The sequence below is a fragment of the Rhodovulum iodosum genome (assembly GCF_041020385.1).
Taxonomy (GTDB): domain Bacteria; phylum Pseudomonadota; class Alphaproteobacteria; order Rhodobacterales; family Rhodobacteraceae; genus Rhodovulum; species Rhodovulum iodosum.
In genome coordinates this window covers 959632-980156 of record NZ_JBEHHI010000002.1, presented here as the reverse complement: position 1 = coordinate 980156, position 20525 = coordinate 959632, and the positions used below count along the sequence as shown (strand labels likewise).

The window sequence follows — 20525 nt, the reverse complement described above, 5'->3', positions numbered from 1 at the left end:
AAAAGGGTTAAAGCGCGATCAGATCGGGCGCGTGGCGCGACAGGCGCTCGGGGCCGGTTTCGGTCAACAGCACCGAATGGCCGAGGCTCATGGCAAGCCCCGCCTCGCTGTCCATCAGGATCATGTGCAGAAAGAACACCTGGCCCGCGTCCATGGGCTGCGGGTTGCCCGCGAAAAACATCGGGAAATCCACCCAGATCGGCGCAAAGACCGCGCCCATGCCGTAGCCGCAGGCCCTGAGCCGGGCATGGCTGTAGCCCGCGCGGTCCAGCACCTCGGCATGGGCGGCGTAGACATCGCCCATCGGCGCGCCGGGCCGCATCGCCGCCTCGCAGGCCACAAGCGCCGCGCGGGCGGCGTCGTACATTCGCCGCTGCGCCGCGGGTACCGGGCCGATCACGACGGTGCGCATCATCGCCGCGTGATAGCGGGCATGGCTGCCGGCCCATTCGATGGTCACCTGGTCCTCCTCGCCCAGCCGCCAGCGCCCGGCGAAAGACCGGCACATCAGCGCCGCCTGGCCCGAGCCGAGGATGATCTCGTTCGCCGCGGGCTCGCCGCCGCCTTTCAGCATGGCGCCCTGCATCGCGGCCAGGATGTCGCCCTCGAAGGCGCCCGGCCCGAGACAGCCGAGCGCGGCGTCGAGCGCGGCGTCGGCCAGCGCCGCGGCGCGCCGGTGATGGGCGATCTCGGCGGGCGATTTGACCCGGCGCAGATCGCGGATGATCTCGTTGGCCTCTTCCAGCCCCTCGACCGCGCCGGCCACCATGCCCCCGTTATGGGCGGTCAGCCCCGCCGTCCGGGTTTCGATGCCGACCCGGCCCGCGATGCCGAGCCTGTCCAGCAGCGCGGCAAGTGCGCGCTCGGGCGCGGCCCCGGCGGCGTCTTGCCAGATATGGATGCGTTCGCGCGGCAGGGTCGAGGTGAACAGCGCCTGGCGCAGGTCGGGGGTGCGGGTCAGCAGGTCGATCCGGCCGTCGGCATCCAGCACCATGCACTGGAACATGGCAAATCCGAACGTGTCGTAGCCGGTCAGCCAGTACATGCTTTCGGGGGCGAAGATCAGCAGCGCGTCGAGCCCGGCCTGGCGGAGCGCGGCGGCGGCACGGGCGACGCGGGCGGCATATTCGTCGTCGGTGAAATGACGTGGCATGAAACGGATACCTCTGGAACGATTTAACGCCCCAGCATTTTCATCCCCCGCTCGATTCCTTCAAGCGTCATCGGCACCATGCGCCCGTCGAAGATCTCTCGGATCATGCCGATCGACTGGGTGTATTCCCAGAACCGTTCGCGCGTGGGGTTGATCCACAGGTGGTCGGGCCATTGTGCGCGGGCGCGTTCCAGCCAGACCTGCCCTGCCTCGGCGTTCCAGTGTTCGTTGGCGCCGCCGGGGTAAAGCACCTCGTAGGGCGACATCGCCGCGTCGCCCACGAAGATGCATTTGTAATCGGGCCCGTAGGTGTTGAGCACCTCCCAGGTGGGGGTCTGGGCGTCCCAGCGCCGGGCGTTGTCGCGCCAGACGCCTTCGTAAAGGCAGTTGTGGAAATAGTAGTGCTCGAGATGCTTGAACTCGGTCCGCGCGGCCGAGAACAGCTCTTCGACCACCTTGATATGGTCGTCCATCGACCCGCCCACGTCGAAGAAGAGCAGCACCTTGACCGCGTTGTGCCGCTCGGGCCGGGTCTTGACGTCGAGATAGCCGTGGTCGGCGGTGGCGCGGATCGTGCCGTCGAGGTCCAGCTCTTCATGCGCGCCTTCTCGGGCCCAGCGGCGCAGCCGTTTCAGCGCCACCTTGATGTTGCGGGTCCCCAGCTCCACGCTGTCGTCGAGATTGCGGAACTCGCGCTTGTCCCAGACCTTGACCGCCCGGCGGTGGCGGCTTTCGTCCTGCCCGATGCGCACGCCCTCGGGGTTGTAGCCGTAGGCGCCGAAGGGCGAGGTGCCGGCGGTGCCGATCCACTTGTTGCCGCCCTGGTGGCGGCCCTGCTGGTCCTTCAGGCGCTCTTTCAGCGTGTCCATCAGCTTGTCGAACCCGCCAAGCGCCTCGATCTCGGCCTTTTCGGCCTCGCTCAGGTGCTTTTCGGCCAGCCTCTTCAGCCAGTCGCCGGGCAGGTCGACGGCCTCGACCACCGCCTCCATCGGGATCGCTTCGAGCCCCTCGAACGCCTGGGCGAAGGCCCGGTCGAACCGGTCGAGATGGCGCTCGTCCTTCACCATCGCGGTGCGCGCCAGGTAGTAGAACCCCTCGACGTCGTAGGTCACCAGCCCCGCGTTCAGCCCCTCCAGAAAGCTCAGGTACTCTCTGAGGGAGACCGGGATGCCGGCATCGCGCAGGGCATGGAAGAAGGGCAGGAACATCGGTCTAGTACAGACGGTCGAGCAGTACCGAGGCAAAGAGGCCCAGCAGCGCGAAGGCGATGCCGTAGCCCGCCGCGTATTGCGCTATGTCGTAGCCGTTGCCCTTGCGCCGCCGGGCCAGAAGCCCGCCCCAAAGCGCGCCGGCAAGCGCGGCCGGTATCACGATCATGGTCGCCTCCCCGGGCTGAGCGCCGCGATATCGGAAAGTCGGGCGCGCACCTCCTTGTCCGCGCCGAAGCCATAGCGCGCCCAGCCGAGGCTGTCGAGGCGCACCGCCCGCGCCTCGGCCGGGCGGCCGAGATCGTCCAGCGCCTCGGCCTTGATCATCATCATCGTTGCCAGCAGGGCCGCGTTCTGCGCCCGGGCGGTGGCGGCGAGATGGGCATTGATCACGCCAAGGGCGGCATCGGGCTGGCCCGCCGACAGCGCAAAGGCGGCCAGGTGCATCGCCACATGGGCGGCCTGCACCCGCGTTTCGGTCGAGCCTGCATAGATCTGCCCGGCCTGCAGGAAAGAGGCCAGCGCCAGCTCGCCGTTCTCGGCCAGCGCGAGCCGCCCCTGCGCGAACAGGCTGAAGGCCAGCCGCGTGTCGGACCAGCCCTGTCCGCGGGCGATGGCCACCGCGCGGGTGGCGGCGTCGCGGCGGCGGCCGGGCGCGGTGCCGGGGCCGAGCGCGGTTTCGATCGTCTCGATCCAGGCGCGCGGGGTTTCTGGCAGGGGCGGCGGCGCGGGGCGCTGGCCCGCCGGGTTGAGCCGGGCGAGAATGGCGGGCAGGCGGTCGGCCACCGCCTCGCGGCTCATGCCGTTTCTCAGCTCCGGCGCGTAGTAGACGCGCAGGATCAGCATGTCGAACCCGGTCAGGACGGTGTTGAAATTGTCGTCGTTGAAAACGCTCTCGGGCAGCCGGTAAAGGTCGTTGAGCGGCCCCAACGCCTGGGCGATTTCCTCGTGCAGGCAGTCGCGCACCTCCTGCGGGCTGACATCGCCGGGCAGGAAGATGGCCACCTTTTCGCGCCGGGCCAGGGTCGTCCAGTCCAGCGTGCGGCTGCGGCGGGCGCGGCGGTAGGCCTCCCAGCTGTCCACCCGCGGCGCGACGAAGCAGGCGGCCTGCGGCACGGCGCGCTGCAGGGTGGCCCGCGGCACGATCTCGACGGTGATGTTGGCCGGCGCAGCGGCGGGCACGCGGCGGATGCCGATGCCCGCCTCGCGCTGCAGACGGCCGAGCAGGGCGGCCAGGTCGGGCCCGAGGCTGGCCGGCGCGGCGCCGTTGACGCGCAGCGTGATCGGCTCGGCAAAGCGGGTGAGCACCGGCAGCTCCCGGCCGCTTTCCATCCGAAAGGCGAGGTCGAGGAAATCCTTGGCGATCAGCGCATTCGGCCGGGCGGGTGCGCGCGGCCGGGCGATCGAAAAGGTTTTCATGGGCGGCAGTTGCCCGGTGGGCGCGCTGCGGCGGGCGGCGATGTCGTCGGACGGGGCCGCGCAGGCGCCGAGCGCGAGCGCGGCGAGGATCAGCCAGCGCTGCATCGCTTTAGCCCCGCACATATTTGACGAAGGGGGTGAACCGGCCGATGCGGTCGTAAAGCTGCCGGGCGGAATCGTTGAACTCCTGGGTCAGCCAGTAGACCGAGGGCGTGCCGGCGGCGTCTGCCGCGGCATAGACCGCCTCGATCAGCGCGCGACCGATGCCGCCGCCGCGCGCCTCGGCGTCGACGAAGAGGTCCTGCAGGTAGCAGACATCCTCGACCCGCCAGCAGTGCCGGTGACGGATGTAATGGACAAGGCCGGTCGGGGTGCCGTCCTCGATCGCGATCAACCCGTTCATGTCTGGCATGCCCGGGTCGAGAAGCCGGGTAAAGGTCGCCTCGTAAACCTCTGGGGGCAGAGCTGTCTGGTAAAAGTCTAGGTAGGCGCCCCACAGCCGGTCCCAGGCGGCGCGGTCGTCGCTGCGGAGCGGACGGATGATCGGATCGGGCATCGGGGCTGCGGGTCCTTCGGGGATCGGAGCCACAGGATACGGGCGTTCGCCGCATGTGCAAGCGGCGCGCCGATCACATGGGCGGGAAGGGGGCGCAAGGGCGCGCCGTGGTCCGGCGGGTGCGAACGGGGCTGTCGCGGTGGTCATGCCGGTTCGCTGTGCCGGATGGAGCGGACACCGGCATTGCGGCGGCGCTGGGGGGCGCTGCCCCCCGTCCTTCGGACTCCCCCCGGGATATTTGCGGCCAGAAGAACCCATCGCCTGCTTCTGCTTGGTCCAAATACCCCGTCGGATCGCGTTGCGAAGCAAGGCGAATCCGATCTCCGCAAGCGGCCATGGGGCGACCGAGCCCTGTTCGGGAGGGCGTGTCGGTGCCTGCCCTCAACCGCCCCGCCGCGCCATGAAGGCCAGCCGCTCGAAAAGCTGCACGTCCTGCTCGTTTTTCAGCAATGCGCCGTGCAGCTTGGGCAGCGCCGACTTGGCGTCGCGGCGCAGGTCCTCGGGCGTGAGGTCTTCGGCGAGCAACAGCTTCAGCCAGTCGAGCACTTCCGAGGTCGACGGCCGCTTCTTCAGCCCGTTCATCTCGCGGATCTCGTAAAACTGCGTCAGCGCGGCGGTCAGCAGCCGCTCCTTGATGCCGGGGAAATGCACCTCGACGATTCGCTTCATCGTCTCGGCGTCGGGGAAGCGGATGTAGTGGAAGAAACAGCGCCGCAAGAAGGCGTCGGGCAACTCCTTCTCGTTGTTCGATGTGATGATCACGATGGGCCGCGTCGCGGCGCGCACCGTCTCGCCGGTTTCGTAAACGTGAAACTCCATCCGGTCGAGTTCCTGCAGCAGGTCATTGGGAAACTCGATATCGGCCTTGTCGATCTCGTCGATCAGCAGCACCACCTTTTCGGTGGCCGCGAAGGCATCCCACAGCTTTCCGCGCTTGATGTAGTTGGCGATGTCGTGCACGCGCTCGTCACCGAGCTGGCTGTCGCGCAGGCGCGAGACGGCGTCGTATTCGTAGAGCCCCTGCTGGGCGCGGGTGGTCGACTTGATGTGCCATTCGATGATCGGCAGGTTCAGGCTTTCGGCCACCTGGCGGGCAAGTTCCGTCTTGCCGGTGCCCGGTTCGCCCTTGACCAGAAGCGGCCGTTCCAGCGTGATCGCGGCGTTGACGGCGAGCGCGAGGTCGTCATCGGCGACATAGGTTTCGGTTCCGGCGAACTTCATCGGGCATCCTCGGCGGGCAGGGCGATCCTGCCGGCGACCATAGCGCCGCAACTCTGCGCTGCAAGGGCCTGAAATTCGGCAGATCGGCTAGTGACACGGGCGCGCGCTTGGGCTACACGCTGCCGCAGGATCGCCGGGGGGTCGCGCCCCGCAGGGAGCGGCAGGCCCGGCCCGTACCGAGGGAGCAGGGATGAAAGCCGAAGTTTTCTTGCCCGAAGATTACCGGCCCGCCGAAGACGAGCCGTTTATGAACGAGCGCCAGCTCGAGTATTTCCGCCGCAAGCTGAATGCCCTGAAAACCGAAGTGCTGGACGAAAGCAAGAGCACCATCGAGGGGCTGCAGGACGGTGCGCGCAACATCCCCGACATCGCCGACCGCGCGAGCGAGGAAACCGACCGCGCGCTCGAATTGCGGATCCGCGATCGCCAGCGCAAGCTGGTCGCCAAGATCGACTCTGCGCTGCGCCGCATCGAGGAGGGCGAATACGGCTATTGCCAGGAAACCGGCGAGCCGATTTCGCTGAAGCGGCTGGACGCACGGCCGACCACGACGCTGAGCCTGGAAGCCCAGGAACGCCACGAACGCCGCGAGCGGGTACATCGCGACGATTGATCGGGCGGGCTGGCCCACGGGCCCGGCTGCAGGCTTCCGGGAGGGGAAGCGCATGACGTTGAGCGGGCGCAAGATCACCATCCTGGGGGCCGGCATCGCCGGGCTCTGTGCCGCCACGGCCATGGCCCGGCGCGGCGCCGACGTGACCGTGCTGGAAAAGTCCGAGGCGATCCGCGAGGTCGGCGCGGGGCTGCAGATCAGCCCCAACGGCGTGGCCGTGCTCAGGGCGCTGGGGCTGGAACGGGGCCTGGGCGAAAGCGCTGTGCGCGCCGACGCGGTGGTGCTGCGCGACCATCGCGAAGGGCGCGAGGTGATGCGGCTCGACCTGACGCGCAACGCCTATCCCTATTACCTCGTCCACCGGGCCGACCTTATCGCGCTTCTGGCCGAGGCGGCGCGGGCGGCCGGCGTGTCGATCCGGCTGTTGCACGAGATCACGCGGCTGGAACTCGACCCCGGGGGCGCGCGGCTGACCACCGCCCAGGGCGCCAAGTTGCAGGCCGATCTTCTGGTCGGAGCCGACGGGTTGCATTCGGTGGTGCGCAGCGCGCTCAACTCGCATGCGCGGCCGTTTTTTACCGGGCAGGTGGCGTGGCGCGCCGTCGTGCGCGCAGACGGCCCCGTGCCGCCCTTCGCCATCAACCATATCGGGCCCAACAGGCATCTGGTGCATTACCCGCTGCGTGGCGGGCAATCGGTGAACATCGTCGCGGTCGAGGAACGCAGCGCATGGACCGAGGAGGGCTGGAACCACCCCGACGACCCGGCGAACCTGCGTGCCGCGTTCGCCGAATTCCCGCCGGAACTGCGCGCGCTGCTTGATCGGGTGGAAGAGGTTTACCTCTGGGGGCTGTTCCGCCACAGGGTGGCCGAGACCTGGTACAAGGGCCCGGCTGCGATCATGGGGGACGCGGCGCACCCGACCCTGCCGTTCCTGGCCCAGGGCGCCAACATGGCGCTGGAGGACGCCTGGGTGCTGACCGAGGCGCTGGCCCGGTACGACACGATGGAAATGGCCTTGGCCGCTTACCAGGCCGCGCGCCGCCCCCGCACCGAGCGCGTGGTCGAGGCCGCCAGCCGCAACGCCTGGGCCTATCACATCTCCGCCCCGCCGATCCGCGGGGCCGCCCATGGCGCGCTCAGGCTCGCCAACAAGCTGGCGCCGGGATTCCTGGCCGACCGGTTCGACTGGCTCTACCAGCACGACGTCACGGCCCGGTCGGACTAATCGGGCTCAGGCGTCCAGCGTGATCCAGAGCGGCACGTGGTCCGAGGGTTTCTCGCGTCCGCGCATCTCGGTCTCGATCCGGCAGTCGGTCAGCAGGTCGGCGGCTTGCGGGGTCAGCAGCGCGTGGTCGATGCGGATGCCGTCGTTGCGGTTCCAGGCGCCGGCCTGGTAATCCCAGAACGAATAGTGGCCGGGCCCGCGCGTGCGGGCGCGAAACGCCTCGGTGAAGCCGAGGTTGAGAACGCGGCGAAAGGCGGCGCGGGCTTCCGGCAGGGCCAGCGCATCGTCCTTCCACGCCTCGGGGCGGGCGGCGTCTTCGTCCTGGGGGATGACGTTGTAATCGCCCGCCATCACCGCCGGTTCTTCGGCCGCCAAAAGGTCGCGCGCGCGGGCCTCCAGCCGTTTCATCCAGCACAGCTTGTAGTCGAATTTCGGCCCCGGCGCGGGGTTGCCGTTGGGCAGGTAGAGCCCGCAGAGGCGCACTGCGCGGGTGCCGACCACCGTGGCCTCGATCCAGCGGGCCTGTTCGTCGCCGTCATCGCCCGGCAGGCCGCGGGCGACGTCCTCCAGCGGCAGCTTCGACAGGATCGCCACGCCGTTGAAGCCCTTTTGGCCGTGGGTTTCGAGGTTGTAGCCGCGATCCTCGAACGGCTCGCGCGGGAACGCCTCGTCGACCGACTTGATCTCCTGCAAAAGCGCCACGTCGGGGGCGGCAGCGTCGAGCCAGTCGAGCACGGTCTGCAGGCGCGCCTTGACGCCGTTGATGTTGAAGGTCGCAATCTGCATGGCGGTCTGTCCCCTTGTCGGCCGGACTATCCCCGGCGGCGCGGCGAAAGTCCATGCCCGCAGGGTCAGGCGGTCATCTCGCGGGCGGGGCGGTGGCCGGAGGCGGCCAGCCACAGCGCGTCGAGCGCCGAAAGCGCCCCGGCGTCAAAGCCCTGCGTCTCGTCCCAGTAGCGGCCCGAAGGCACCCGATAGCCCAGCGCCGCCTCCTGCACCCCGGCGGCGGCGGCCAGCGCGCCGTCATGGGGCAGGGGCAGGGCGGCGGCCAGCGCCTTGGGCGTGCCGCGGGGAAAGACCAGCCGGCTGGGGCCGCGCGACAGGTTGACCAGCGCACAGCCCTGCCGCGCCGCGCAGATCATCAACCGCGCGGCCTTGGCTTCGAGCGATTGCAGGGTGACGTCGGCGCGCAACGGGTCGGGCGTTCCCTGACCGTAGAAATGGGTGGGGCCTGTGGTAGGGTAGACCATGTCGCAGCCGAGAAAGCCGATGACCTTGGGGCGCAGCGCGAAAAGCGCCCAATAGGCGGCGGTAAAGGTCATTGTTGCGCCCGCGTAAACAATGCCGCCGAAGGCATTGACCGCGGGGATGAAGTCCGCCTCGCGGATCAGGCGCTGGCGGGCGTCGGTCGCGGGCGGCATGCGTCGGGGCGGAAAGTCGTAGGGCGTCACCAGGTCGTCCCAGTCGGGGCGCACGCGCCAGGCGTTGTTGATCGCCACGATCCGGTCGAAGGGCGCGCGCGGCCATGCGCGGCAGGCGGTGACCGAGGGGCCCGAACCCAGCATCAGAACGACGGTCATGGCGCCACCGGGCCCTTGCGTGCAAAGCGATGTTACCGGGTTTTAGCGCGCGGCGGCACCCTGACCAGCCCCGGCGGCGCGCCGGGCCGCGATGGCGGTGCCCGCGGCCCAGCCCGAGGACCAGGCCCACTGGAAATTGTACCCGCCCAGCCAGCCGGTCACGTCCACCGCCTCACCGATCACGTAAAGCCCGGGCTGGTTGCGGCTTTCCATGCTGCGCGCGTCCAGCGCGTCGGTCGCGACGCCGCCCAGCGTGACCTCGGCGGTGCGGTAGCCCTCGCTGCCCGAGGGGGTGATGCGCCAGTCCGACAGGGCGGCGGCCATGTCGCGCAGCGCCGCGTCGGAGAGGTCGGCCATGTTGCCCCGCGGCGCGAGACTGGCGCCCAGATGCGCGGCCAGGCGGCCGGGCAAGAGCGCGGCCAGCGCGTTGGCGGGGCTCTTGCGCCCGGCCTCGGCGCGCAGGGCGCGCAGCGCGGCGAGGGCGTCCCGCCCCGGCAGCAGGTCCAGCGCCACCGCATCGCCCTCGCGCCAGTACGACGACACCTGGAGAACCGCGGGGCCCGACAGGCCGCGATGGGTGAAGAGCAGCGCCTCGTCGAACCCCGCGCCGTTGCAGGCCGCACGCACCGGCAGGCTGACCCCCGCCAGCGGTTTCAGCGCCTCGAGCGGCGCGCCCGACAGCGTCAGCGGCACCAGCGCGGGCCGCGTGTCGGTCACCCTGTGGCCGAATTGCCGGGCGACGCGGTAGGCGAAATCGGTGGCGCCCATCTTGGGGATCGACTTGCCGCCCGTGGCCAGCACCAGCGCCGGGGCGGTCGCCGTCTCGCCGGTCGACAGCGTCAGCACGAACTGCCCGTCACGATGGTCGATCTCGGCCACCGACACGCCGAGGCGCAGCACGGCACCGCCGCGGCGCGCCTCGTCGCGCAGCATCGAAACGATCTGGCGGGCCGAGTCGTCGCAAAAGAGCTGCCCCAGTGACTTTTCATGCCAGGCGATGGCGTGGCGGTCCACCAGATCGATGAAATCCCACTGGGTAAAGCGGGCCAGCGCCGATTTGGCGAAGTGGGGGTTGTCCGACAGGAAATTCTCGGGACCGCAATAAAGGTTGGTGAAATTGCACCGCCCGCCGCCCGAGATCCGGATCTTTTCGCCCGGGACCGCGGCATGGTCGATCAGCAGCGTGCCGGGCCCGGCATGGGCGGCGCACATCAGCCCGGCCGCGCCGGCGCCGATGATGATGCAGGGATGATCACTGGTCATGGCGCTGGCCTACGCAGGTCCGGGTGCAAGGCGCAAGGGGGCCGTGACCCGACGGCCGACGCAGACGGCGCCAGGCGCTTCGCGGGCGTTGTGCGCGATGCAGGCGGGGCGATCGCATTTCGGCAATTCGCAGCGCAGCGGCCATCCGCATTGCGCCCCCGGCGCCGGCCCTGTCGGCGTTGCGCGGTCGCGGCCCTAGCCGTCCTTGCGAACGGTCTTGCGCCCGGTCACCATCGGGCGGATCAGGTTTTCGCCCTTCCATTTCTTGTAAAAGGCGATGGCGGCGATGTGCAGCGCGACAAGCCCCAGCACCACCCAGCTGAGCATCGCGTGCCAAGACAGCGCGGTGCGGGCCCCGTCGTTGCTGACCCAGCCGGCCAGCGGGCCGACGTTGATGTAATCCTCGGGGTCGGCGAACAGCCCCGTGCCGGCATGCACCGCCAGCACGCCCAGCAAGAAAAACACGAACAACCCGCCCACCGGGTTATGCCCGCGCCAGTAGCTGGGCCGCCTGGCGAAGATGCGTCCGACGTAGCGGGCAATCTTGCCGGGCCCGTAGGCGAAGTTGGAAAACCGGGCATGCTCGGGGCCGATGAGGCCCCAGAGCAACCGGAAGGCAAGAAGGCCGAGCACCGCGTAGCCGAAGTAGAAATGCAGGGTCATGATGTCGGGGCCGAACTTGCCCAGCCCCCAGGCGCCGACGACCGCGATCGTCAGCGACCAGTGGAACAGGCGCAGCAGCGGGTCCCAGACCCGGACGGTTTCCAGCGTTTCGCCGTCGGCGTCGCGCGCGGTGCTCGTGTCCTTCATGGCTTAGAAGTCCTTGGCGCGGTAGTCGTCGTGGCAGCCCTTGCAGGTGCCGCCCAGTTTTTGCACGCCCGCGGCGAGTTCGGCCTTGTCGAGACCGGCGACCTCGTTCAACTCGTTCACCGCCTCGACGAAGGCCATGCCCTTTTCCTGCACGCCGGCCATGTCGTCCCAGATCTCGGGAAGGGCGCGGGTCTCGCCGGGCAGGTCGGCTTTCGACGTGCCGGGGGCGTAGAGATGGCCGAGGTTGTAGTTCGTCAGCGTGACGAGGTTGGCGGCATGGGTCTGGGCGGTGGCGCCGTCATACTCGGCCTCGCCCTTCACCATGGCGACCAGTTCGCCCATGTTGGCGCCGAGCAGTTTGTAATAGCCGCGGCGCGCCTCGACGAGGTCTTCAAGCCCCTCGGCCATGGCGGTGGCGGGCAGCGCGGCCAAAACGGCCGTAAGAACGATCTTGCGCATGTAGTCTCTCCAAAGGTTGTGGATGCGTCGCAACGCGGACCTAAAACGGACAGGTCACGATTTTCCGTCGCATTTTTTCCGCGGATCGTTCTACGCGGCGTTGTGACACGTGCGATGAAAATCACCGGCACGACGGGTCACAGTTGCGTGAGGCGCCCGGATTCGCGTCACATCGAGAACGAGGTGCCGCAGCCGCAGGAGCTACTTGCATTGGGGTTGTCGATCGTGAAGCGCGCGCCGATCAGTTCTTCGCTGAAATCGATCGTCGCGTCGGACAGGAAAGGCAGCGACACGCTGTCGATGACCACCTTTTCGCCGCCGCGTTCGAGCACCAGGTCGTCCTCGGAGGGGGCGTCGAGCGTGATCTCGTACTGAAAGCCCGAGCAGCCGCCGCCCTCGACCGCGACGCGCAGGGCCTTGCCCTGGGCGGCGACGCCGATTTCTGACAGCCGCGCGAAGGCGCGCTCGGTCACTTTGGGGGGCAGGGTGAGCGTCATCTCGGCAAATCCCGTATGAAAACCGTTATATCTCGAATATATGGGGCTGGTCAGGCGACGACAAGAACGGGGACGACATGCTGGCACCCTATGCCTGCCGGCCCGAAGACACGCGGGGGCGGCTCTATCCGGAGGACGAAAGCGCCTTCCGCTCATGCTTTCAGCGCGACCGCGACCGGATCATCCACTCCTCGGCCTTCCGTCGGCTGATGCACAAGACACAGGTCTTCGTGGTGCATGAGGGCGACAATTTCCGCACGCGGCTGACCCATTCCATCGAGGTGGCGCAGGTGGCGCGCACCGTTGCCGGTGCCCTGGGCCTGAACGAGGAACTGACCGAGGCCGTGGCGCTTGCCCACGATCTGGGCCACACCCCCTTCGGCCATACCGGCGAGGATGCGCTGGCCGCGCTTATGGCGCCCTATGGCGGGTTCGACCACAACGCCCAGGCGATCCGGATCGTGACGCGGCTGGAGCGCCACTATGCGGGGTTCGACGGTCTGAACCTGACCTGGGAGACGCTGGAAGGCATCGCCAAGCATAACGGCCCGGTGGGCGGCGAACTGCCCTACGCGCTGGCCGAGTACAATGCCCGCCACGATCTGGAGCTTTCCACCCATGCCAGCGCCGAGGCGCAGGTGGCCGCGCTGGCCGACGACATCGCCTATAACAACCATGACCTGCATGACGGCCTGCGCGCGGGGCTGTTCACCGAGGCCGACATCGCCGCGCTGCCCATCGTGGGGGCCTGCTATGCCGAGGTCGACGCGGCCCACCCCGGGCTCGATCCCAAGCGGCGCCGGCACGAGGCGCTGCGGCGGGTTTTCGGAGTGATGGTGGGTGACGTTATCGCCCAGGCCCAGGCGGTGCTGGCCGAAACCCGGCCCGACAGCCCCGCCGATGTGCGCCACATGGGCCGGCCGGTCATCCGGTTTTCCGATGCGCTCTGGGCCGATCTCAAGCAGATCCGGGCCTTTCTGTTCGCGCGGATGTACCGCGCGCCCTCGGTGATGAAGGTGCGCGCCGAGGTCACCAAGGTGGTCGAGGGCCTGTTCCCGCTCTACCTGAAGCGGACTGAGCTATTGCCCGAGAAATGGCGCGAAGACGTGGCCGCGGCGCCCGGCGAGACCGCGCTGGCGCGTATCGTGGCCGACTATATCGCGGGCATGACCGATCGCTTCGCGCTGCAAGAACATGCCCGCCTTCTGGGCGGCTCAGGCTGAAAGGACGGATCATGGCGACAGGGGCGGAAGGCGCGATGGCGCCGGTGATGGCCTTCGCTCTCGTGGGCGCATTGGGGGTGGGGGCGCAATGGCTGGCATGGCGTTTGCGGTTGCCGGCGATCGTGCTGATGCTGCTGGCGGGGCTGATCGTCGGGCCCGCGACGGGTCTGTTCGACCCGGCGCGCGATATCGGCGACCTGATGGGGCCGATGGTGGCAATCGCCGTGGCGATCATCCTGTTCGAAGGCGGGTTGACGCTGAACTTGCATTCGCTGCGCGATGCCGCGCCGGGGGTGGCGCGGCTGGTGGTGATCGGCGCGCCGCTTGGGTGGCTTCTGTCCTCGCTGGCGCTGCATTACGTGGCCGGGCTGGGCTGGGCGACCTCGGCCGTGTTCGGCGGCATCATGATCGTGACCGGCCCCACGGTGATCGCGCCGCTGCTGCGCCAGGCGCGGCTGGCGCGCCGCCCCGCGCAATTGCTGCAATGGGAGGCCATCGTCAACGACCCCGTGGGCGCACTGGCCGCGGTGCTGGCCTTCGAGGTGGTGATCGTGCTGGCCTCGCCGCTGTCGCCCGGCGACGCGGCCTGGGACATGGTCCGCGGCATCGCCTTTGCACTGGTCCTCGGCGTCCTCGCGGGCTGGGGCATCTCGGCCGCGTTCCGCCGGGCGCTGGTGCCCGAATACATGAAGGTTCCGGTGCTGTTCGCCGTGCTGCTGGGCGCCTTCGCGCTGTCAGACTGGGTGCTGCACGAAAGCGGCCTGCTGGCGGTCACGGTGATGGGGCTGGTCATCGCCAATGCCGATCTGCCCTCTTACGCCGAGATGCGCCGGTTCAAGGAACACGCCACGATTCTGCTGGTGTCGGGCGTGTTCATCCTGCTGGCGGCCAACATGAAGGTCGAAACGCTGGCCATGCTCGACTGGCGCGCGGCGGCCTTCGTGGCCGTGATGGTGCTGATCGCGCGCCCGGTGACGGTGCTGGCCTCGCTGGCGTTCTCGCGCGTGCCCTGGCCCGAGCGTTGGCTGGTGGCGCTGACCGGCCCGCGCGGCGTGGTGCTGGTGGCCGTGGCGGGGCTTTTCGGCGAGCGGCTGACATCGCTGGGCTTCGAGGACGGCGCGCGGGTCGCGCCCCTGGCCTTTGCGCTGGTGGCCGCGACGGTGGTGATGCACGGGTTCTCGCTGGCGCCGCTGGCCCGCGCTCTGGGGCTGGCCGGGGCGCAGACGCCGGGGGTGCTGATCGTCGGTGGCTCGCGCTTTGCCACGGCTCTGGGCGAGGCGCTGAAACGGGCCGAGCTGCCGGTGCTGATCGCCGACCCAAACCGGGCGCGGCTGAGCCGCGCGCGAGAGGCGGGGCTGCCCACCTTCTACGGTGACATCCTTTCGGAAACCGCCGAGCACAGCGTCGAACTGGTCAGCTACGGCATGGTGATCGCGGCCACCGACAACGATGCCTACAACACGCTGGTGGCCACCGACGTGGCGCCCGAATTCGGCCGCGAGAACGTCTTTCAGCTCAAGCGTGCCAAGCAGAAGAGCCGGCGCCACGCGCTGCCTGCCACGCTGGGCGGCAGGCCGATCGGCGGCGGGCACGGGTATTACGAAATGAACCGCCTGATGACCGAAGGCTGGCGCATCCGCCTGACCGGGCTGACCGAGGATTACCCGTTGGAAACCTGGCGCGAGGCCAACCCCGAGTCGGTCGTGCTGGGCGTGATCGCGCCCACGGGCGCGCTGAGGCTGGTGGCCGATAGCGACGAAGATCTGCGCGCGGGCGAGGGCAGCAGCCTGCTGTCGCTGAGCCCGCCCGACGAGGCGCAGGCCGAGGCCGGTTGACGCCCCGCGTTCCCGTGGTAGATCACGCCCGACCCATAGGACGCATGACATGAACCTGTTCACCGACATCCGCGCGCTCGTGATCGACAGCCTCGCCGCGATGCAGGCCGAGGGCGCGCTGCCCGAGGGGCTGGATTTCGCCAACGTCGCGGTCGAGCCGCCGCGCGATGCCGCCCATGGCGACATGGCCACCAACGCCGCGATGGTGCTGGCCAAGCCGGCGAAAGCCAAGCCGCGCGAGATCGCCGAGGCGCTGGCCGGCCGGCTGGCCGACGATGACCGCATCGAGATCGCCGAGGTGGCCGGGCCGGGTTTCATCAACCTGCGGCTGGCGCCGGCGGTCTGGCAGGGCGTGATCGACCTGGTGCTGGCCGATGGCGCGGGCTTTGGCCGCTCGGCGATGGGGCGGGGCGAGAAGGTCAATGTCGAATACGTCTCGGCCAACCCCACCGGACCCCTGCACGTGGGCCACACCCGCGGCGCGGTGTTCGGCGACGCGCTGGCGAGCCTTCTGGATTACGCGGGCTACGACGTGACCCGCGAATACTATATCAACGACGGCGGCGCGCAGGTCGATGTGCTGGCCCGCTCGGTCTACCTGCGCTACCTCGAAGCGCATGGCGAGAGCGTCGCCTTCGAGGACGGCACCTATCCGGGCGAATACCTGATCACGGTGGGCGAGGCGCTGGCGGCCGAGGTCGGCACCGCCTATGTCGATCAGCCCGAGGACGTGTGGCTGGCCGAGGTGCGCGCCTATGCCACCGACAAGATGATGGGGCTGATCCGCGACGACCTGAAGGCGCTGGGCGTCGAGATGGATGTCTTTTTCAGCGAGAAATCGCTTTACGGGACGGGCCGGATCGAGGCGGCGATCGAGGCGCTGCGCGCCAGGGGTCTGATCTACGTGGGCGTGCTGGAGCCGCCCAAGGGCAAGACCCCCGAGGATTGGGAGCCGCGCGAGCAGACGCTGTTCAAATCCACCGAACACGGCGACGACGTGGACCGGCCGATCATGAAATCCGACGGCGCCTGGACCTATTTCGCCCCCGACATCGCCTATCACTACGACAAGATCGAGCGCGGCTTCGACCAGCTGATCGACGTCTTCGGCGCCGATCACGGCGGCTACGTGAAACGCATGAAAGCCGCCGTCGCCGCGCTGTCCGACGCCCGCGTGCCGCTCGACATCAAGCTCACGCAGCTGGTCAAGCTCTACAAGAACGGCGAACCCTTCAAGATGAGCAAACGCGCGGGCACCTTCGTGACCCTGCGCGACGTGGTCGAGCAGGTGGGCCCCGATGTCACCCGCTTCGTGATGCTCACGCGCAAGAACGACGCGCCCCTGGATTTCGACTTCGACAAGGTGCTGGAGCAGTCCAGGGACAACCCTGTCTTTTACGTCCAGTACGCCCATGCCAGGGTCTGTTCGGTGCTGCGCAAGGCCGCCGAGGCGGGGATCGCGGTCGACGATCTGACGCTGGCCGCGGCCGATCTTTCGCGGCTCGACCACGAGGCCGAGCTGTCGGTGGCGAAAAAGCTGGCCGAATGGCCGCGCCTGGTGGAAATCGCCGCCCGCACGCACGAGCCGCACAGGGTCGCGTTCTACCTCTACGAGCTTGCGTCGGAGTTCCACGCGCTGTGGAACCGGGGCAACGACACGCCCGCGCTGCGCTTTGTGCAAGAGGACGACCCCGCGCTCAGCCAATCGAAAATCGCCCTTGCCCGGGCCGTGGCCGTTGTTATTTCCGCCGGTCTTGGTATCCTTGGCGTGACCCCCGTGCAGGAAATGCGCTGAGACAAGGCGCACCGGCGCGGGGCTTTGCAGGCAAGAGTATCGGGCGGTGCCACTCATGTGCCGCCCTGCGGGCAGTGAGGCGGAGCATGGCAGAATCTACCTATGACGCATTCGATGCGGGCACGGCGCAGACCGCGCCCGGACGTTCGGCCGCGCGGATCGTCGCCTGGGCCGGGGGGCTGACCTCGGCGGCGCTGGTGGCCGGTCTGGCGGTCTGGGGCTATCAACTGGTCGTGCGCGACGTGTCGGGCGTGCCGGTTGTGCGCGCGCTGGAAGGTCCGGTGCGCATCGCGCCCGAAGACCCCGGCGGAGAGCGGGCGGCCTATCAGGGGCTCGCCGTCAACCGTGTGGCCGCCGAGGGACAGGCCGCGCCCGCGCCCGACCGCGTGGCGCTGGCCCCGCGCCCGGTGTCCCTGACCGACGAGGACAGGCCGGCGGCGGATCTGAGCCCGGCCCGACGGCCCGCGCTGTCGGCCCTGCCCGAGACCGGCGACGCGGCCGGGCAGACCCCCGAGCCCGCCGCGCAGGCAGACGCGGCTGGCGCCGACGCGGCCGCCGAGGAAGAGGGCGCCACGCTGCCCGCCGGCGCGATCGCGCGCACGGTTCCGGGCGTCGCCCATTCGCCGCGCCCGCCGGCGCGGCCCGAGGGCGACCTTGCGGCGCGCATGGCCATTGCCGCGGCCACCGCCGCCGTCTCCCCCGGCATCCCCGACGAGTTGCCCGCGGGCGAGATCATCGCGGGCACGGTACTGGTCCAGCTCGGCGCCTTCGATACACCCGACGAGGCGCGCAGCGACTGGACCCGGCTGAGCGGCCGGTTCGACAGCTTCATGACCGGCAAAAGCCGCGTTGTGCAGGGCGCCGAAAGCGGCGGGCGCAGTTTCTATCGGCTGCGCGCGGCGGGGTTCGCCGATCTGGCCGACGCGCGCCGGTTTTGCGCCGCGCTGATGGCCGAGGGGGCAGACTGCATCCCGGTGGTCGCACGGTGACCGAGGGCGCCGGGGCGTTTTTCTCCGGTTGCGCCGGCCCTGTGCTGAGCGAGGCCGAGCGGCGCTTTTTCGCCGAGGCCAGGCCGCTTGGCTTCATCCTTTTCGACCGCAACATCGAAGATCCCGGCCAGCTGCGCGCGCTCACCGGTGCGCTGCGCGAGGCCGTGGGCCGCGACGCGCCCATCCTGATCGACCAGGAGGGCGGGCGCGTGCAGCGCATGAAGCCGCCCTATTGGCGGCAATGGCGCCCGGCGCTGGAGCAGATGCAATCGGCCGATCCGGGCCGGGCGGCGCGGGCGATGTTCCTGCGCTCGCGCCTGATCGCCGAGGAATTGCGCGCCGTGGGCATCGACGTCAACTGCGCGCCCGTGGCCGACCTTGCCCGCCGCGACACCCACCCGGTGCTGAAGAACCGCTGCTATGGCAGCGATGCGGTCACGGTGATCGGCGCTGCGCGCGCGGTGGCCGAGGGGCTGCTGGCCGGCGGTGTGCTGCCGGTGCTGAAACACATCCCCGGCCACGGCCGGGGCACGCTTGACAGCCATATGACGCTGCCCCGTGTCAGCGCCGACCGCGCCACGCTGGAGGCCGAGGATTTCGCGCCGTTCCGCGCGCTTGCCGACCTGCCGATGGCGATGACCGCCCATATCGTCTACGATGCGATCGACCCCGACCGGGCGGCCACGGTCTCTCCGCAGGCGATCGGGGTGATCCGCGACGAGATCGGGTTCGACGGTCTGTTGATGAGCGACGACATCTCGATGCAGGCGCTCTCGGGCGACATGAAACGGCGCACGGTCGCCGCGCTGCGCGCGGGATGCGACGCGGTCTTGCACTGCAACGGCGATATGGCCGAGATGGAGGCCGTGGCCGAAGAGGCCGGGATGCTGAGCGAGGCGGGCGCGCTGCGCGCCGCAGCGGCGCTGGCGCGCCGCAGGCCGCCCGCGCCCGCCCAGGCCGAGGCGCTGGAGGCGGAACTGGCCGAGATCCTGAAGGGTGACGTTTATGGATGACGCCGGCGAGATCGTGGACAGCATCGAGGCACGCCGCGCCGCCGAGGCGCTGATCGTCGATGTGGACGGCTTCGAGGGGCCGCTCGATCTGCTGCTGTCTCTGTCGCGCACGCAAAAGGTCGATCTGCGCAAGATCTCGGTGCTGCAACTGGCCGAGCAATATCTCGGCTTCGTCGAGCGCGCCAAGGCGCTCAGGATCGAGCTGGCCGCCGACTACCTGGTGATGGCGGCGTGGCTGGCCTTTCTCAAATCGCGGCTGTTGCTGCCGCCCGACCCCGAGGACGAGGGCCCCACGGGCGAGGATCTGGCCGCGCATCTGGCCTTTCAGCTCGAACGCCTGCAGGCGATGCGCGACGTCGCCGCGCGGCTGATGGGCCGCGACCGGCTGGGGCGCGATGTCTTCGCCCGCGGCACCCCCACCGACGTCACCCGTATCCGCCGCGTGACCTACACCGCCACGTTGCTTGACCTGATGCAGGCCTATGCCCGCATCCGCACCCGCGACGATTTCAGGCCATACGTGATGGACCGCGACTCGATCTACACGATGGAAGAGGCGCTTGACCGGATGCGCGGGCTGATCGGCTATGCGGGCGAGTGGATGACGCTGTCGAACTGGCTGCCCGAGGGGTGGGAGACCGACCCGGCGCGGCGCCGCTCGGCCACGGCGGCCAATTTCGCGGCCTCTCTCGAACTTGTGAAACAGGGCGCGGCCGAGATCCGCCAGTCTGCCACATTCGCGCCCATCGAGATCCGTAAGGTGGCGCGGTGAGCGAAGACGACGACGCCCCAACCGAAAGCAGCCTCTTCGAGGCACCGCCCCTGTCGGAACAGGAGCGCATGGTCGAGGCCGTGCTGTTTGCCAGTGCCGAGCCGGTGGGCGTGGCCGACCTGAACGCGCGGCTGCCGCATGGCTGCGACGCCGCCCGCGCGCTGGAGATGCTGCGCCGCCGCTACGAGGGGCGCGGAGTGCGCGTTGTGCGGGTGGGCGAGGCCTGGGCGATCCGCACCGCACCCGACCTGGGGTTTTTGATGCAGCGCGAGACGGTCGAGATGCGCAAGCTGTCGCGCGCGGCCGTCGAGACCTTGGCGATCATCGCCTATCATCAGCCCGTCACCCGCGCCGAGATCGAGGAAATCCGCGGGGTTTCGGTCAGCCGGGGCACCATCGACCAGCTTCTGGAGCTGGAATGGATCCGCTTCGGCCGGCGGCGGATGACACCGGGCCGGCCGGTGACCTATGTTGTCACCCAGGGCTTTCTCGACCATTTCGGGCTGGAAAGCGCGCGCGACCTGCCGGGGCTCAAGGAATTGCGCGCCGCGGGCCTGCTCGACAGCCGGCCGCCGCCCGGCGTGTCCGAAGACGGCGAAGAGGCCGAGGACGAAGGCCAAAGCGACATGTTCGAGGACGAAAGCTGACCCCAAGGAGGGCACGACGATGAATGCGAACCGAATGATCAACATGGCCGTGCGCATCGTGATGCGAAAGCTGATGAACAAGGGCATCAACGCCGGCGTCGATCTCGCCGCGCGGCGCGGCCAGGGCAACGATGACCCCGCCGACCCGCAAAAGCGCGCCGCGGCACAGCAGACCGCCAAGCGTGCGCGCCAGGCGATGCGCGTGACCCGCCGCATGGGGCGGTTCTAGCACCCGGCCGGGCGT

22 protein-coding genes are annotated in these 20525 nt (G+C 69.3%); 10 read left to right on the top strand and 12 right to left on the bottom strand.

From position 1 onward, the window contains the following. Nucleotides 1-7: 7 nt before the first annotated feature. The 6 genes from Ga0609869_RS13915 to Ga0609869_RS13890 form a co-directional block, all read right to left on the bottom strand. Nucleotides 8-1153 carry a M24 family metallopeptidase gene (locus Ga0609869_RS13915; protein ID WP_125404833.1) on the bottom strand — a complete coding sequence of 382 codons (1146 nt, stop codon included), beginning with the start codon at nt 1151-1153 and terminating at the stop codon, nt 8-10. A gap of 23 nt (nt 1154-1176) precedes the next feature. Then, on the bottom strand, nt 1177-2361 hold the full coding sequence (locus Ga0609869_RS13910) for a vWA domain-containing protein (protein ID WP_125404834.1): 1185 nt from the start codon (nt 2359-2361) through the stop codon (nt 1177-1179). A 4-nt stretch (nt 2362-2365) separates the two neighbouring features. Then, on the bottom strand, nt 2366-2530 hold the full coding sequence (locus tag Ga0609869_RS13905; protein ID WP_125404835.1) for an apolipoprotein acyltransferase: 165 nt from the start codon (nt 2528-2530) through the stop codon (nt 2366-2368). Beyond that, nucleotides 2527-3885 carry a DUF2927 domain-containing protein gene (locus Ga0609869_RS13900; RefSeq protein WP_125404836.1) on the bottom strand — a complete coding sequence of 453 codons (1359 nt, stop codon included), beginning with the start codon at nt 3883-3885 and terminating at the stop codon, nt 2527-2529. The genes Ga0609869_RS13905 and Ga0609869_RS13900 overlap by 4 nt, the downstream gene beginning before the upstream one ends. A 4-nt stretch (nt 3886-3889) precedes the next feature. Beyond that, nucleotides 3890-4336, bottom strand: coding sequence for a GNAT family N-acetyltransferase (locus Ga0609869_RS13895; protein ID WP_125404837.1), 447 nt, complete (start codon nt 4334-4336; stop codon nt 3890-3892). A 381-nt stretch (nt 4337-4717) separates the two neighbouring features. After that, nucleotides 4718-5557 carry an AAA family ATPase gene (locus tag Ga0609869_RS13890; protein WP_125404838.1) on the bottom strand — a complete coding sequence of 280 codons (840 nt, stop codon included), beginning with the start codon at nt 5555-5557 and terminating at the stop codon, nt 4718-4720. A gap of 190 nt (nt 5558-5747) precedes the next feature. Here Ga0609869_RS13890 and dksA point away from each other — a divergent pair, with 190 nt between their 5' ends. Together dksA and Ga0609869_RS13880 are read left to right on the top strand one after the other, a co-directional pair. Continuing rightward, nucleotides 5748-6170 carry an RNA polymerase-binding protein DksA gene (gene dksA / locus Ga0609869_RS13885; RefSeq protein ID WP_125404839.1) on the top strand — a complete coding sequence of 141 codons (423 nt, stop codon included), beginning with the start codon at nt 5748-5750 and terminating at the stop codon, nt 6168-6170. Nucleotides 6171-6222: 52 nt separating this feature from the next. Continuing rightward, nucleotides 6223-7398 (top strand): FAD-dependent monooxygenase, encoded by a 1176-nt coding sequence (locus Ga0609869_RS13880; protein WP_125404840.1) that lies wholly within the window; start codon nt 6223-6225, stop codon nt 7396-7398. A gap of 6 nt (nt 7399-7404) precedes the next feature. Here Ga0609869_RS13880 and xth read toward each other — a convergent pair whose 3' ends face one another. The 6 genes from xth to Ga0609869_RS13850 form a co-directional block, all read right to left on the bottom strand. Further along, entirely contained in the window at nt 7405-8184 is a 780-nt protein-coding gene (gene xth, locus Ga0609869_RS13875; RefSeq protein ID WP_125404841.1) for an exodeoxyribonuclease III, read from the bottom strand. 65 nt (nt 8185-8249) lie between these two features. Then, a complete protein-coding gene (locus Ga0609869_RS13870) occupies nt 8250-8978 on the bottom strand; it encodes a hypothetical protein (RefSeq protein ID WP_125404842.1) in 729 nt (242 codons plus the stop codon). A 42-nt stretch (nt 8979-9020) separates the two neighbouring features. Next, a complete protein-coding gene (locus tag Ga0609869_RS13865) occupies nt 9021-10241 on the bottom strand; it encodes a BaiN/RdsA family NAD(P)/FAD-dependent oxidoreductase (RefSeq protein WP_125404843.1) in 1221 nt (406 codons plus the stop codon). A gap of 195 nt (nt 10242-10436) precedes the next feature. Next, the gene (locus Ga0609869_RS13860; RefSeq protein WP_125404844.1) at nt 10437-11051 is read right to left on the bottom strand and encodes a cytochrome b/b6 domain-containing protein; all 615 of its coding nucleotides are present in this window, start codon (nt 11049-11051) and stop codon (nt 10437-10439) included. 3 nt (nt 11052-11054) lie between these two features. After that, on the bottom strand, nt 11055-11510 hold the full coding sequence (locus Ga0609869_RS13855; protein WP_125404846.1) for a c-type cytochrome: 456 nt from the start codon (nt 11508-11510) through the stop codon (nt 11055-11057). 167 nt (nt 11511-11677) lie between these two features. Beyond that, complete coding sequence (locus Ga0609869_RS13850; protein ID WP_125404848.1) at nt 11678-12007, bottom strand: HesB/IscA family protein; 330 nt, start codon at nt 12005-12007, stop codon at nt 11678-11680. A gap of 77 nt (nt 12008-12084) precedes the next feature. Here Ga0609869_RS13850 and Ga0609869_RS13845 point away from each other — a divergent pair, with 77 nt between their 5' ends. From Ga0609869_RS13845 to Ga0609869_RS13810, 8 genes are all read left to right on the top strand, one after another. After that, the gene (locus Ga0609869_RS13845) at nt 12085-13230 is read left to right on the top strand and encodes a deoxyguanosinetriphosphate triphosphohydrolase (RefSeq protein ID WP_125404849.1); all 1146 of its coding nucleotides are present in this window, start codon (nt 12085-12087) and stop codon (nt 13228-13230) included. Nucleotides 13231-13241: 11 nt separating this feature from the next. Further along, nucleotides 13242-15065, top strand: coding sequence for a cation:proton antiporter (locus tag Ga0609869_RS13840; RefSeq protein WP_125404851.1), 1824 nt, complete (start codon nt 13242-13244; stop codon nt 15063-15065). A 49-nt stretch (nt 15066-15114) separates the two neighbouring features. Continuing rightward, on the top strand, nt 15115-16860 hold the full coding sequence (argS, locus tag Ga0609869_RS13835) for an arginine--tRNA ligase (protein WP_125404852.1): 1746 nt from the start codon (nt 15115-15117) through the stop codon (nt 16858-16860). A gap of 86 nt (nt 16861-16946) precedes the next feature. Next, the gene (locus Ga0609869_RS13830; protein WP_125404854.1) at nt 16947-17849 is read left to right on the top strand and encodes an SPOR domain-containing protein; all 903 of its coding nucleotides are present in this window, start codon (nt 16947-16949) and stop codon (nt 17847-17849) included. Further along, nucleotides 17846-18862 carry a beta-N-acetylhexosaminidase gene (gene nagZ, locus Ga0609869_RS13825; protein WP_125404856.1) on the top strand — a complete coding sequence of 339 codons (1017 nt, stop codon included), beginning with the start codon at nt 17846-17848 and terminating at the stop codon, nt 18860-18862. The genes Ga0609869_RS13830 and nagZ overlap by 4 nt, the downstream gene beginning before the upstream one ends. Next, entirely contained in the window at nt 18855-19634 is a 780-nt protein-coding gene (locus Ga0609869_RS13820; RefSeq protein WP_125404858.1) for a segregation and condensation protein A, read from the top strand. The genes nagZ and Ga0609869_RS13820 overlap by 8 nt, the downstream gene beginning before the upstream one ends. Beyond that, nucleotides 19631-20281 (top strand): SMC-Scp complex subunit ScpB, encoded by a 651-nt coding sequence (scpB, locus tag Ga0609869_RS13815; RefSeq protein WP_245972240.1) that lies wholly within the window; start codon nt 19631-19633, stop codon nt 20279-20281. Before Ga0609869_RS13820 ends, scpB begins: the two co-directional genes overlap by 4 nt. A 19-nt stretch (nt 20282-20300) precedes the next feature. Then, nucleotides 20301-20510 carry a hypothetical protein gene (locus tag Ga0609869_RS13810; protein ID WP_125404860.1) on the top strand — a complete coding sequence of 70 codons (210 nt, stop codon included), beginning with the start codon at nt 20301-20303 and terminating at the stop codon, nt 20508-20510. The last annotated feature ends 15 nt before the right edge of the window (nt 20511-20525 follow it).

Bases quoted from the DNA above. Each gene is read 5' to 3' on its own strand.
- Ga0609869_RS13915 (WP_125404833.1), bottom strand. From the start codon at position 1,153: ATGCCACGTCATTTCACCGACGACGAATATGCCGCCCGCGTCGCCCGT.
- Ga0609869_RS13910 (WP_125404834.1), bottom strand. From the start codon at position 2,361: ATGTTCCTGCCCTTCTTCCATGCCCTGCGCGATGCCGGCATCCCGGTC.
- Ga0609869_RS13905 (WP_125404835.1), bottom strand. From the start codon at position 2,530: ATGATCGTGATACCGGCCGCGCTTGCCGGCGCGCTTTGGGGCGGGCTT.
- Ga0609869_RS13900 (WP_125404836.1), bottom strand. From the start codon at position 3,885: ATGCAGCGCTGGCTGATCCTCGCCGCGCTCGCGCTCGGCGCCTGCGCG.
- Ga0609869_RS13895 (WP_125404837.1), bottom strand. From the start codon at position 4,336: ATGCCCGATCCGATCATCCGTCCGCTCCGCAGCGACGACCGCGCCGCC.
- Ga0609869_RS13890 (WP_125404838.1), bottom strand. From the start codon at position 5,557: ATGAAGTTCGCCGGAACCGAAACCTATGTCGCCGATGACGACCTCGCG.
- dksA (WP_125404839.1), top strand. From the start codon at position 5,748: ATGAAAGCCGAAGTTTTCTTGCCCGAAGATTACCGGCCCGCCGAAGAC.
- Ga0609869_RS13880 (WP_125404840.1), top strand. From the start codon at position 6,223: ATGACGTTGAGCGGGCGCAAGATCACCATCCTGGGGGCCGGCATCGCC.
- xth (WP_125404841.1), bottom strand. From the start codon at position 8,184: ATGCAGATTGCGACCTTCAACATCAACGGCGTCAAGGCGCGCCTGCAG.
- Ga0609869_RS13870 (WP_125404842.1), bottom strand. From the start codon at position 8,978: ATGACCGTCGTTCTGATGCTGGGTTCGGGCCCCTCGGTCACCGCCTGC.
- Ga0609869_RS13865 (WP_125404843.1), bottom strand. From the start codon at position 10,241: ATGACCAGTGATCATCCCTGCATCATCATCGGCGCCGGCGCGGCCGGG.
- Ga0609869_RS13860 (WP_125404844.1), bottom strand. From the start codon at position 11,051: ATGAAGGACACGAGCACCGCGCGCGACGCCGACGGCGAAACGCTGGAA.
- Ga0609869_RS13855 (WP_125404846.1), bottom strand. From the start codon at position 11,510: ATGCGCAAGATCGTTCTTACGGCCGTTTTGGCCGCGCTGCCCGCCACC.
- Ga0609869_RS13850 (WP_125404848.1), bottom strand. From the start codon at position 12,007: ATGACGCTCACCCTGCCCCCCAAAGTGACCGAGCGCGCCTTCGCGCGG.
- Ga0609869_RS13845 (WP_125404849.1), top strand. From the start codon at position 12,085: ATGCTGGCACCCTATGCCTGCCGGCCCGAAGACACGCGGGGGCGGCTC.
- Ga0609869_RS13840 (WP_125404851.1), top strand. From the start codon at position 13,242: ATGGCGACAGGGGCGGAAGGCGCGATGGCGCCGGTGATGGCCTTCGCT.
- argS (WP_125404852.1), top strand. From the start codon at position 15,115: ATGAACCTGTTCACCGACATCCGCGCGCTCGTGATCGACAGCCTCGCC.
- Ga0609869_RS13830 (WP_125404854.1), top strand. From the start codon at position 16,947: ATGGCAGAATCTACCTATGACGCATTCGATGCGGGCACGGCGCAGACC.
- Ga0609869_RS13820 (WP_125404858.1), top strand. From the start codon at position 18,855: ATGGATGACGCCGGCGAGATCGTGGACAGCATCGAGGCACGCCGCGCC.
- Ga0609869_RS13810 (WP_125404860.1), top strand. From the start codon at position 20,301: ATGAATGCGAACCGAATGATCAACATGGCCGTGCGCATCGTGATGCGA.